7 protein-coding genes are annotated in these 12293 nt (G+C 73.4%); 5 read left to right on the forward strand and 2 right to left on the reverse strand.

Annotation, left to right across the window (positions count from 1 at the left end):
• Positions 1-40: 40 nt before the first annotated feature.
• Positions 41-1342 (reverse strand): glycosyltransferase, encoded by a 1302-nt coding sequence (locus tag ACH4LD_RS35885; RefSeq protein WP_398057334.1) that lies wholly within the window; start codon positions 1340-1342, stop codon positions 41-43.
• A gap of 159 nt (positions 1343-1501) precedes the next feature.
• Between ACH4LD_RS35885 and ACH4LD_RS35890 the strand changes: the two genes are divergently transcribed.
• Positions 1502-2731 (forward strand): cytochrome P450, encoded by a 1230-nt coding sequence (locus tag ACH4LD_RS35890; RefSeq protein ID WP_398057333.1) that lies wholly within the window; start codon positions 1502-1504, stop codon positions 2729-2731.
• Between the two features lie 82 nt (positions 2732-2813).
• Here ACH4LD_RS35890 and ACH4LD_RS35895 read toward each other — a convergent pair whose 3' ends face one another.
• A complete protein-coding gene (locus ACH4LD_RS35895; RefSeq protein ID WP_398057332.1) occupies positions 2814-3008 on the reverse strand; it encodes a hypothetical protein in 195 nt (64 codons plus the stop codon).
• A 1035-nt stretch (positions 3009-4043) separates the two neighbouring features.
• Here ACH4LD_RS35895 and ACH4LD_RS35900 point away from each other — a divergent pair.
• The 4 genes from ACH4LD_RS35900 to ACH4LD_RS35915 all read left to right on the forward strand — a co-directional run bounded on the left by ACH4LD_RS35900 (position 4044) and on the right by ACH4LD_RS35915 (position 12228).
• Entirely contained in the window at positions 4044-4883 is an 840-nt protein-coding gene (locus ACH4LD_RS35900; RefSeq protein ID WP_398057331.1) for an alpha/beta fold hydrolase, read from the forward strand.
• A 721-nt stretch (positions 4884-5604) separates the two neighbouring features.
• On the forward strand, positions 5605-8343 hold the full coding sequence (locus ACH4LD_RS35905) for an ATP-binding protein (protein WP_398057330.1): 2739 nt from the start codon (positions 5605-5607) through the stop codon (positions 8341-8343).
• Between the two features lie 123 nt (positions 8344-8466).
• Positions 8467-11181 carry an AAA family ATPase gene (locus ACH4LD_RS35910; protein ID WP_398057329.1) on the forward strand — a complete coding sequence of 905 codons (2715 nt, stop codon included), beginning with the start codon at positions 8467-8469 and terminating at the stop codon, positions 11179-11181.
• A gap of 330 nt (positions 11182-11511) precedes the next feature.
• Complete coding sequence (locus tag ACH4LD_RS35915) at positions 11512-12228, forward strand: SDR family oxidoreductase (protein ID WP_398057328.1); 717 nt, start codon at positions 11512-11514, stop codon at positions 12226-12228.
• Positions 12229-12293 lie beyond the last annotated feature (65 nt).

A 12293-nucleotide genomic window follows, 5' to 3' on the forward strand; every position in this document is an offset into this window, starting at 1 on the left:
CGGCCGGGCAATGGCCCGGCCGGCCCGCGGTCACGTCGTCTCAGGCCTGTTCGGCCCGTTCGACGACCTCGGCGATCGCCGCGAACGGGTCGTACTGCGCCATCTCCGCCTGGAGTGCGCGCGCCTGGCTGCGGAAGTTCGGCTCGTTCAGCACGGTTCCCACGGCCGTGCGCAGGGTCTCCTCGTCCGGAGCGTCGGTGCGCAGGTTGACGCCGGCGCCCGCCCATTCGACCCGGGCGGCCACCTCCGGCTTGTCCTCGGTGGTACCGGCCACGACGAGGGGGACGCCGTGGCGCAGGGCGGTGTGCACGCCGCCGTAGCCGCCGTTGGTGACGAGCACGTCGCTGAGCGGGAGCAGCCGGTCGAAGGGGATGTACCCACCGAGCAGGACGTTGGCGGGCAGCTCGCCGAGCGCGGCCCGTACCGCCTCGGGACCGCCGGGGCGGGCAGTGGCGGCGACGACGGTCACGTCGAGGTCGGCCAGCGCACGCAGGGTGGGCAGGAGCAGGGGCGAGAAGTCGGCGTTGTCCACGGTCCCCTGGGTGACGGTGACCACCGGCCCGTTCCCCTGGACCAGGTCGTCCCACCATTCGGGCAGTTCCGCATCCGTACCGGGCTCGGACGGGAGCGCCCCGACGAACCGGAGGGAGGCCGGGGCGTCGCTGCGCGGATACTCGAAACCGGGCACGGTCAGCTGGAGGAAGTGGTCCGCCGCCGCGGCCGACTCGCTGAAGAGCGACCGGCTGAGTGTCACCCCGAGGCCGGCCAGCACCTTGCCCACATGCCCTTCCGCGTCCGCGAACACCTCGCGCGCCTGGGCGTACATCGCCTCGTTGCGTGCCCGGCCTTCCGCTCCCGGCAGGGGCGGCACGCCGAAGCCGAACGGCGCGGTGTCGACGCTGTCGACTGGGACGGGCGAGATGCCCATGGTCACCGTGGTGGGCCGGTCGCTGCGGGGGGTCCCCAGGGAGAGCGGCAGGGCTCCGAAGAACAGGAGGTCACTGATGACGGTGGAGGCGGGGAACTCGGCCAGGAGCGACCGGAGCGCCGAGAACTGGTCCGGGATCGCGTCACCGAAGAGGTTCTTGATGTCGAAGATCAGTCGGCCGGGCCCCTGGGCCGCCGCCCGGCCCGGGAACTGTACGTCTAGCGCGCGGTCGTCGTAGTCCGCCTGCCCCGGGAGGGGAACGAACGCGGCGCCGGCGGCGCGCACCCGGTCCGCGTACCGGGTGCTGGTGAGGAAGCGGACCTCGTGTCCGCGCCGCACCAGGCCTTGGGCGACGGCGAGCATGGGAGTGACATGTCCGTGCAGAGGAGTCGACGCCACGATGACTTTGGCCATCCGTGCAGTCCTGACCTTTCAGTCGGTGAAGGGCCGGGGCATGACCCGTGATGGTGAGAACAAGTAGGTGCGGCTGATGTCAGCCTAGTTGATGATGGAGCAGGTCATTTGTTCAGCTGCCCGGGACACTGTCCTCCCCAAGCCGCATAGGCTGATGCCATGACTGAGTTACACATATCTCCAGGTCGTGACCTGGTACGCCTGGATGCCGCCTTCAAGGCGAACGCCCAGGCCGAGTACGCCCGTCTGCGCGCGGCGGGTCCCGTGCACCGGGCACTGCTCCCCTCGGGCATCGAAGGCTGGCTCGTCGTCGGCTACGACGAGGCGCGCGCGGCCCTGACCCACCCCGCGCTGCTCAAGGATCCGGTACCCGCCGCAGAGGCGCTCACGGCCGCCGGATACGTCCTCAACCAGCCGGGTGTCGGACTCGGCGGTCAGATGCTGGAGGCCGATCCCCCGGAGCACACCCGGCTGCGCCGCCTGGTCTCCGCCGCGTTCACCCCGAGGCGGACGGCCGCTCTGGCGCCGCGCGTCGAGCAGATCGCGCACGGGCTGATCGACGCGCTGCCACCGTCCGGGGAGACGGACCTGATCGACTCGTTCACGGCGCCCCTGCCGGTCACGGTGATCGCGGAACTCCTCGGCATCCCGACGGCCGATCGCGCCGATTTCCGTGCCTGGAGCAGCAAGGCACTGGAGGTGGGCACGGACGGACACCGGGAGGCGGTGGCCGGTCTGCACCGGCTGCTGGGCCGGCTCATCGCGGACAAGCGCCGGGAGCCGGCGGACGACCTGCTGTCCGCGCTGGTCGCCGCGCGTGACGAGGAGGACGGGCGGCTGTCCGAGGAGGAACTGGTGGGCACCGCCCTGCTGCTGGTCGTCGCGGGGCACGAGACCACCGTCAATCTGCTCGGCAACGGCGTCGTGGCGCTCCTGCGCCACCCCGGCCAGCTTCGGCTGCTGCGTGAGCGGCCCGACCTGCTGCCCGGCGCGGTGGAGGAACTGCTCCGGTACGACACGTCCGTGGAACTGACCACGCACCGGTTCGCCGCACAGGACCTGGTGCTCGCCGGGGTCCCGATTCCGCGGGGCGACGTCGTCGTCGTGTCCCTGGTGTCCGCGAGCCGGGACGCTCCCCTGCCGGACGGCGCGGACCCGGCCGCTCTGGACGTCACGCGCCCGTCCGTCCGCCATCTCTCCTTCGGGCACGGCATCCACCACTGCCTGGGCGCACCGCTCGCCCGCCTGGAGATCCAGATCGCGCTGCGGACGCTTCTGCACCGGTTCACCCGCCTTGAACCCACGACGCCCCTGGAGACGCTGGGGTGGATCCCGGCGGGGATGATGCGCGGTCCGGTGAGCCTGCCGGTGCGCTACGAAACCGGCTGACCCGTCGGTCCGCGCCACGACGGCGCGCGGCGTCCGGCGCGGGGCACACCGGGCGGCGCCGGCGAACTCCCGGCGGCGACCCTCAACCCGCATGAGCGCCGGAGGCGGAGCCGGGTGAGGGGGAGCCGGGTGAGGGGGAGCCGCCCTGGCCCCCGGTGACGTTGCGGCCGATCTGCTTCACGGCCGCGTCCAGGGCGTCCGGGCGGCGGCCGGTGGTGAAGACGTCGTGCGCTCCCTCGTCGACCGGCGACCGCCGCCGCGCTGTGACCCGATCCACCGCCCCCGGGCTGGCGCGTCACCGCCCGCCCGGGGGCGGAGCGCTGTCGGCCCGGAGCCGACGGGCCCGGGCCGGGTGGACCCCGCGGCCGACGTGTGCGCGGGTGCTCCGCGCTCGTCGCGCCCAGCAGCACGTAGGTCGTGATCGCCGTCAGCAGGGCGGACGTCCAGCCGGGGCGCGCGCCGGTGGGGCCGGCGGGCGCGTCGAGCAGGGCGCGGATGCGGGTGGCGCGGTGGGGTGGGGCGAACTCGACGCCGGGGGGGTGGCGAGGCCGCGGGCGTTGGCCGTCACCGCGATGCCGTTCTCGGTGGCCGGGCGCGTACGGCGTCTCGTGCGCGCCGTGCCATTCATGGCCGGGTTGTCACGTGGGGACCGGCTTCAGGCGGTTGGCCCCGGCACGGAGGGGGACGTGACCGGCGACGCGGTGCAGGGTGCCTCGTGAGCAGCGACGTGCGAGCCGGGGACCCCGGGGGCGACTGGGCACCCAGCGGGCGGAGCCCCCCGCGCGCGGGATCATCGACGCATGGACGTCACCCTGCACCTCGCCCAGGGGCCGGCGTCGCCGAGTCCTTCGAGTCGGCCGTATTTCGAGTCGGCCGTATACCGTCAGCCCGCCTGTGTCGGCGGACAGGCGAGCCCGGCAAACCCCGTCGCACGGGCGCCGGTCCCGACCGGTGACGCCGGGCCGAGCGGTCGCGGCGCCGCGGCCACCGCCGCGCCGCGACGGACCGGCCCCGTGCGGGCACCCTCTTCTGCCGATGGCTCTCGCGTACCGCCGACGGCTCCGGAACCGGTCATCGAGGGGGGTTCTCGCGGGACCGTCACGGCGGTGTGCGCCCGGCCTCCGAGCAACCGCGTGGCAGCCGGCACCGCCGTGACGCGGAGCGTTCCCGGGCGCACGACAGTCACCGCACCGTCGAATGACAGATGCGCCCGGTGGCGCGCGAACGGAGAGTCGTGAAGGGGGCGCAACAGGTGCCGTGGATCACCGACGGCCCGTAACGCCCGGGTTTCGCAGAAGGGGAGTACCTCCGTATGGGTCATGGCCCGATGGTGCTGGTGCACGGCGCCTTCCACGGCGCCTGGTGCTGGAACGAAGTGATCGTGGAACTGGCCGCACTGGGCAGACCGGCCGTCGCCGTGGACCTGCCGGGGCACGGTCTGCGGGCCCGCAGGCCTGCCGCGCTGCTGAGCAGGCCGTTCGACCCCGGCGCGTTCGCCACGGAATTCTCCCTGCTGGCGCACGTCAACGTCGCCCGGGCCGCCGCCGGACTGACCCACGCGGTGCGGCGCATCGGATGTGGCGCGCCGGTGACGCTGGTGGCGCACAGCATGGGCGGTCCGGTCATCACGCGCGTGGCGCAGGAGAACCCCGGTCTCGTCGCCCGGGTCGTCTATGTGAGCGGGTACATGCCCGCCTCCAACGTGGCCGCGCTCACGTACATGGAACGCCCCGAGTTCGCGGAATCCCACGTGCCCGCGCTGCTGTCCGGTGACCCCTCGGCGATCGGCGCCCTGCGGATCGACACACGCAGCGACGACGAGGAGGTGCTGCGCAGCCTGCGGGAGGCGTTCTACGGGGACGTACCCCAGCCGGTGGCCGACGCGGCCATCGCGCTGCTCGGCTCCGACTCGCCCATCGGTCTCGCGGCCCAGACGACGCATCTGACGGACGACGGATGGGGATCCGTTCCCCGCACGTACGTACGTTGCACGCGGGACCGGTGTGTCCCGCCCGCGCTACAGGACCTGTTCATCGCGGAGGCGGACCAGGCGTTCCCCGGAAATCCCACAGTCGTCGAGTCGCTGCGGACGGCCCACTCCCCGTTCCTGTCCGAGCCACGGCTCCTCGCCGAGACGATACGTCCGCTGTGAGCTCTTCTCAGGCCCCCTTCGGCCGGGCGTACGGCACGCGGACCCACAGGGCCCGCGATGACGTCCACGTGGCGGAGGGCGACAGCGAGGAGATCCAGCACCTCGCCTTCGGTCCGGGGGCCCCAGGGCCGGCGGGCTTGCCGTACGCGGGGCCGTGGCCGTGGTCCTCCTCGACCGCGAGGCCGCCGCCTGGGGCTCCACCTCACCGGCGGCACGGACACCGTGCGACCGACGCCGTGGTCAGCCCCCGTCCGGTACGGCCGTTCAGGCGGCCGAGGTCATCGCCGCACGACCGAACGCGAGCGGACCGTCCGACACCGATACGCGTTCGGTGCCGTTCAGGTGCGCAACGACTACGCGAACGGCGCGACCACCGACGTCCTCACCGCGCCCGCAGCGGATGCGACCCGGTGGCACCTTCCGAGCGCGGAAAAAAGCACGCAGAGGGTATTCGCTCCTGCGACTAATTCCGCGTATTCGCCGTCGGCCATGACGGCTCTGCAATACTTCCGGCATTTCCTCGGATGCGAACCGGGACGCGAAATCAACCACTTGAAGCACGGAAAGGCAGTGGGACCGGGATAACGAACCGACGTAGTACACTGCTATGGAAAAGTTACTGGCTGTGTCGTGCAACTGCCGGCAGGACCCGCCCAGGACCGTCCACCCGCTTATCCACCGGTTTTTAGTTTCTGGGATGTTTCCCATGGAGGTGCCGGCGATGCGGTTTCCCGCCGATGCACTGTTCGGCCGTGAGAACGAGACGGCCTTCCTGCAAGACCGTATCGACGGCCTGTCCCGACAAGGGGGCGCCGTTCTCGTACACGGCGAACCCGGTATCGGGAAGACCGCGCTCCTGGAGGAGGCGGCACGGCACGGCACAGAGGGCCGGCACCGCGTCCTGACCACGGTCGGCGTGGAGTCGGAGACGCTGCTGCCGTTCTCCGGACTGCATCAGCTCATCTTCCCGTTCAGGGCCCTGATCGGCGATCTGCCGAACAACGAGCGGGACGCGCTCCAGGCGGCGCTCGGCATCACGGACACACCCGTCCACGACGTGTTCCTGGTGGCGCTCGCCGCCCTGAATCTGCTGGCACGGGCCGCGGCCGACGTGCCGCTGCTGCTCGTCGTGGACGACGTCCACTGGCTCGACGGGGCCAGCGCCGAGGTCCTCGCCTTCCTCTCCCGGCGCCTGGAATCGGAGCCCATCCTGCTGATGGCCGCCATGCGGGACGGCTATCCCTCGCATCTGACCCGCGCCGACATCCCCGGCCTGGCAGTGGGGCCGCTGTCCGCAGAGGCGTCCGCCCTCCTGCTGGACGAGCGGGCGCCCGGCCTGGCCCGCGTGGCCCGCCAGCAGCTGCTGAAGGAAGCGGCCGGCAACCCGCTCGCGCTGACCGAACTGGCGACGGACACCTCGGGGCACGAGACGATCTCCCCCGACGCTCCCTGGACCCCGATGTCCCGGCGGCTCCAGGACGCGTTCACCGCTCGGCTGCGCACCCTGCCGGACACGACCCGCCGCATCCTGCTCACGGCCGCCTGCGACGACAGCCCGTCGCTCACCGAGATCCTGAGTGTCGCTTCTCCGCGTCCCGCTGCCGCGGTGACGGCCGCGGACCTCGCTCCCGCCGTCTCGGCCCGGCTGGTCGAGACGGCCGGGGACATGGTGCGCTTCCGGCACCCGCTGATGCGCTCGGCGATCCGGCAGGCGGCCCCCGCGGCCCGTCGCCGGGAGGTCCACGCGGCCCTGGCACGCTGCCTGCCACCCGGATCCGACCGCCGGACCTGGCACGAGGCGGCGGCCACGGTCCGGCCCGACGCGCGGCTCGCGGACCGGCTGGAGGCCGCCGCCGACCGCGCCTACCGCCGAGGCGGTGCCGCCGACTCCGTGTTCGCCCTGGAACAGGCCGCCCGCCTCAGCAGCGGGCCCAACCAGCGGATCGAACGGCTGCTCAAGGCCGCCGACCAGGCCGTGGACACCGGCCAGCAGCACCTGCTGACCCGGCTGCTGGACGCGGCGACCCCGTGGGCCACCACCCCGCAGCAGCGGGCCCGCATCCAGTGGATCAAGGGTGGCCTGGAGGACGGCATGCGGGACGCCTCCGAGGGCACCGCTCTGCTGACCCAGTTGGTGCGGACCGTCATGGCCCAGGACGACCACGACCTCGCCGTACGGATCCTGTGGAGCGCCGCGCTGCGCTGCTTCTGGTCCGAACCTGGCGACGCGGCCCGCCGTGACATCGTCGCCCTCGCCGACGCGCTGCCCTTCCCCGACGACGACCCCCGCATCCTGGCGATCCTCGCCTATGCCCAGCCGGTGACCAGCGGGAGCCGGGTCCTGACGCATCTGCGGCAGGCGGCCGGCCGGACGGCGGGCGACGCCCAGGCGGACCGGCTGGTCGGGAGCGCGGCCGTGCTGGTCGGCGACTTCGAGCTGGCGGAGGAGCTGTCCGAGGTCTCCGTGCCCGGACTGCGCGCGCAGGGCCGGCTTGGCCTGCTCGCCCGGGCCCTGGGCGCTCAGGCCTGGAGCGGCGCCCAGTTGGCACGCCTGTCCTCCACCATCCCCGTCGCCGAGGAGGCCAGCCGGCTGGCCCGGGAAACAGGACAAACGTTTCTCCATGGCATCAACGTCGCCACCGAGGCCCGGACGGCCGCGCTCCAGGGGCGGTATGACAGCGCCATGGAGCTGGCGGCCCGGGCCGAGCGGATCGGACTGCCCGTCGCCGCCCGGCCGGTACTGGCGACCGCTCAGATCGCCCGGGGACTGGCCGCCATGGGAGCGGGCCGCCACGAAGAGGCGTACGCCCATCTGCTGCGCATGCACGACCCGACCGACCCGGCCCACCAGCCGGCCCTGCGCTGCTACGCCCTCATCGAGCTGGTGGACGCCGCTGTCCACAGCGGTGACACCCGGCGCGCCCGGTCGGTGATCGCCGAGATGGAGAAGGCCGCCTTGCGCAGCACGTCGCCCGCCCTGCGCAGCGGCCTGTGCTACGCCCGCGCGGTCCTCGCCGACGACAACGACGCGGAGGCGCTGTTCGAGCGGGCACTGGCCGAGGGCGGGTGCGCCTGGCCCTTCGACCGGGCCCGAGTTCAGCTCGCCTACGGCCAGTGGCTGCGCCGCCAGCGTCGCGTGACGGACGCCCGGGTCCAGTTGCGGGCCGCCCGCGAGGCCTTCGACGCGCTGGGCACCGCCCCGTGGGGCGACCGCGCTCGCCGGGAGCTGCTCGCTTCCGGTGAGACCAGCCGGCGTCGCGAGCCCGACGCCCGGGACCGGCTGACGCCGCAGGAACTGCAGATCGCGCAGATGGCAGCCGAGGGACTGACGAACCGGGAGATCGGGCAGCGCCTGTACCTCTCCCACCGCACGGTGAGCACCCATCTGCACCGGGTGTTCCCGAAGCTGGGCATCTCATCGCGCGCCGAACTGGCGTCGGTCTTCCCGCCCGTCCGGTGACGGCCCGGCGCGGGAAGACCCGCGAACACTGGACGGCAGGCCCGGGTCCGGCACTCCGCCGGTGCCCGGCGCGGGCCCTGACTAGACTCGACCGAGCGGGTAACAGGTACGGGAGCGAGCACGGTGACATTCATCGGGCGTGAGGGCCCCATCGCCACCCTGCGGGACGTCATCGACCGGGGACTGGCCGGATCCGGCGGAGCCCTGCTGGTGACCGGCGAGCCGGGAATCGGCAAGACGGCCCTGCTGCGCCATGCCCTGGGTTCGCTGGCGGAGGACGGGCCGCAGGTCCTGACCGCCGTCGCCACGGAACCGGGCTCCCGCCACCCGTTCGCCGCGCTCGGCGAACTGCTGCGACCGGTCCGCGTCTTCGACGGCCGGCTGCCTCCGGGCCAGCGCGAGGTGCTGCGGGCCTGCCTGGACACGCGCCCGGCACCCGACGCCAGCCCGTTTCAGGTGGCGTCGGCCACACTCAACCTGCTCGCCGAGGCGGCGGCACGACGCCCGGTGCTACAGGTGATCGAGAACGTGCACTGGCTGGACGCGGCCACCGCCGCCGTCGTGACCTTCGTGGCCCGCCGGCTCGCGTCCGAGCCCATCGTGCTGCTGGCCACGCTGCGCGAGGGCTTCCGTTCCCCGGCGGACACCACAGGTCTGCCGGTGCTGCCGCTGGATCCGCTCGGCGCTGCCGAGGCCGCGGCTCTCGTCGACTCCCGGGCACCCGGCCTCTCCCCCGTTCTGCGGGCGCGTGTCCTGGCGGAGGGCGACGGCAATCCGCTCGTGCTGGTCAAACTGGCACGCGTCGCCCATGAGGCGTGCGGTGAAGCGACGACGACCGTGTCGCCCCCGCCCGTGCCCCGGGTGGAGAGCGCCTTCCGCGCCCGGCTGGCCGGGCTGCCGCCGTTCACCCGGCTGCTGCTGCTGATCGCGGCGGTTCACCAGGACAGCGGCGTCACGGCGGTGGTGGAGGCCGCACAGCTGATCGCCGGCGAGTCCGTCCATCCCGATGATCTCGCTCCGGCCGTGCGCGGGCGCCTGATCACGGTCCACGGGGGCGAGTTGCGGTTCCGGCACTCGGTCATCCGCGGGGCGGTGCTGTCCGGGGCGAGCCCGGAGGAACTCCGCCGCGTACGTGCCGCCATCGACCGGACGCCGTCCAGGCCCCGGCCGCCCCGGGAGCCCGTCCCGGCCGCTGGGCCGGGCCCGGACGATGACGCGGACGACGTCCTGAAAGCGGCGGCCGAGCAGACGGAACGCGGCGGTGTCCTGGCCGCGGTCGCCGCGCTGGACGACGCCGCACAGCTCAGCGACTGCCCGGAACGCCGTGCCGAGCTGCTGTTGCGCGCGGCCGACCTCGCAGTCGAGGCCGGGCGGCGCGACGAGGTGGCCCGGCTTGTGGACCGCGCGGATGCCGGTACGTTGTCCGCGCGGCAGCGGGCCCGGGCCGCGTGGACGGCGGCCCGTTTCCAACACGATGTGCCCGAGGGCACCGACGTCGTCTCGCTGACCGATCTGGCCCAGGACGTGGCCGACGACGGGGACGGCGCACTCGCCCTGCGCATCCTGTGGACGGCCGCAGTGCACTGTGTGTGGGTGGACGGCGGTCACACAGCCGCCGGACGCGTGGCCGCCCTCGCCGAACGCCTGGAACCGGCCGACGAGCCGCTGGCACTGGCCGTAATGGCCTGCGCGGCACCCGGGGAGCACGGCGCGCACGTCCTCGCCCGGCTCCGCCACTGGGCCGCACACCCCAGCGGGCACGCGGTGACCGACCAGACTCTGGGCACGGCCGCGGTCCTGGTCGGCGCCTTCGAACTGGCCGCGAGCTTCTCCGCCGCCGCCCTGAACGGCCTGCGGGCCCAGGGCCGGTTCGGTCTGTTGGCCAAGGCGCTGACGGTGCGGGCGTGGAGCGCCGCGCTGCTGTGCGATCTGACGGTGGCGGTCCCGTCGGCCGACGCGGCGCTCCGGCTGGCCGGGGAGACCTCCCAGCCGGTGCTGCGGGCGATGATCCGCGCCACCCAGGCGCTGATCGCCGCGCTGGGCGGGCGGTTCGCGGAAGCGGAGGAACTGGCCACGGAGGCGATCGGTCTCGGCGGCGCGTACCGCGCCCGCCCCGTCCTGGCGACCGCCCACCTGGCGCTCGCGCAGGTCGCCGCCGCGCAGGACCGCCTGGACGGTGCCCTGGACCGGCTCCGGCAGCCGCACGATCCGGCGTCGCCCGCGTTCCACCCGTCCGCGCTGCACTACGGGCTGATGGATCTGGTGGACGTGGCGCTGCGTGCGCACCGCGCGGAGGAGGTCCGCGGGGTCGTCGGCCGCGCGGAGGAGGTCGCGGCCGTCCATCCGTCGCCGGCGCTGCACATCGGAGTGCGGTTCGCGCGCGCGGTCCTCGCCGACGACGCCGACGCGGAACGCCAGTTCTCCGAGGCACTGGCCGCCGACCTGACGCGCTGGCCCTTCGCCCGCGCCCGGACGCAACTGGCCTACGGCGAGTGGTTGCGCCGCAGACGCCGCGACGCCCTCGCGCGCACCCCGCTGCGGGCCGCCCGTGACGCCTTCGACGCCCTGGGCGCGGTCACGTTCGCCGAGCGGGCCCGCCGCGAACTGCGGGCTTCCGGCGAGGCGAGCGCCGAGGGGGTGCCCGACGCGCGGGAGTTGCTGAGCCCGCAGGAACTGGAGATCGCCCTGATGGTGGCCGAAGGGCTCACCAACCGGGAGATCGGCGAGCGTCTCTACGTCTCCCACCGGACGGTCAGCAGCCACCTGCACCGCATCTTCCCGAAGCTGGGCGTCACCTCCCGCACGGCTTTGGGCCGCCTCCTGCGCTCCTCACCCTGACGCTACGGGCGGTCATCGACATCACCGGCCCGCCGTGGTTCCAGGGTGAGCCCGCCAGGCAGGACGACCGGCGCACGGCACGTCGCCCCGGCCCCAGCGTCTATTACGACGTAATCGCCCCGCTCCGGTGCGCGCGATCCGAGGAGGTCCGGTCGGCGGCAGATGACTGGTCACACACGCAGACGTCGGATTCCTTCGCGTACCCGCTCCCAGGCACTTCCGTACCTCGCCGCCGCCGTGGAGGCGCACGACGGCGAGGTGCCGGACGCGGCGGGTGGGAAGATCGGCGAGGGGGTCAAGTCTGGGATGCTCAAGGACAGGAGACCGCTGTTGTCCGGACGTACCGTGCTGATCACAGGAGCGTCGAAGGGGATCGGCCTCGCCACCGCGCACCGTCTCGCCGACCGGGGGCACCGGGTGCTGGGGATCGCCCGCGGTGTCCCGGACAGCGGGTTCCCGGGAGTGCTGCACCCGTGCGACCTCGCCGACGCCGGGGCCACGCGCGAGCTTTTGGAGACCGTCACCCGCGCGGAACGCGTGGACGCGGTCATCAACAACGTCGGCATCGTCCTGCCGGAACCGCTCGGTGAGATCACCCTCGACGCGCTGCACGAGGTGTACGACCTGAACGTGCGGGCCGCCGTGCAGGTCACCCAGGCCTGCGTCGGCGGGATGCGGGAGCGGGGCTGGGGCCGGATCGTCAATGTGACGAGCCGGGCGCAGTACGGTTCGCGTACGCGCAGCAGCTACGCGGCGGCCAAGAGCGCGCTGGTGGGGCTGACCGGCACGTGGGCGTTGGAGCTGGCGGAACACGGGGTGACGGTCAACGCGGTCGCCCCCGGACCGGTGGAGACCGAACTCTTCCGGGACAAGCACCCGGTGGGCGGCGCGGACGAGGCCAGGGTGCTGGGCTCGGTGCCCATGGGCCGCTTCGGCCGCCCGGCGGAGGTGGCTGCGGCCATCGCCTTCCTGCTGAGCGAGGACGCCGGCTTCATCACCGGTCAGGTCCTCGGTGTGGACGGCGGAGGCAGCCTCTCCGGCCGCTGACGAGCCGGGCGTGCACGGTGGGGTCCCGGGCGGAGGACGAACCTGGGTGGGGGGCAAGGGGGAGC

The sequence above is a fragment of the Streptomyces sp. NPDC017676 genome, from assembly GCF_044329325.1.
In the GTDB taxonomy this organism is placed as follows: Bacteria; Actinomycetota; Actinomycetes; order Streptomycetales; family Streptomycetaceae; genus Streptomyces.

Coding starts and splice junctions, on each gene's coding strand:
- ACH4LD_RS35885 (WP_398057334.1), bottom strand. CDS start 1,342: ATGGCCAAAGTCATCGTGGCGTCGACTCCTCTGCACGGACATGTCACT.
- ACH4LD_RS35890 (WP_398057333.1), top strand. CDS start 1,502: ATGACTGAGTTACACATATCTCCAGGTCGTGACCTGGTACGCCTGGAT.
- ACH4LD_RS35900 (WP_398057331.1), top strand. CDS start 4,044: ATGGGTCATGGCCCGATGGTGCTGGTGCACGGCGCCTTCCACGGCGCC.
- ACH4LD_RS35905 (WP_398057330.1), top strand. CDS start 5,605: ATGCGGTTTCCCGCCGATGCACTGTTCGGCCGTGAGAACGAGACGGCC.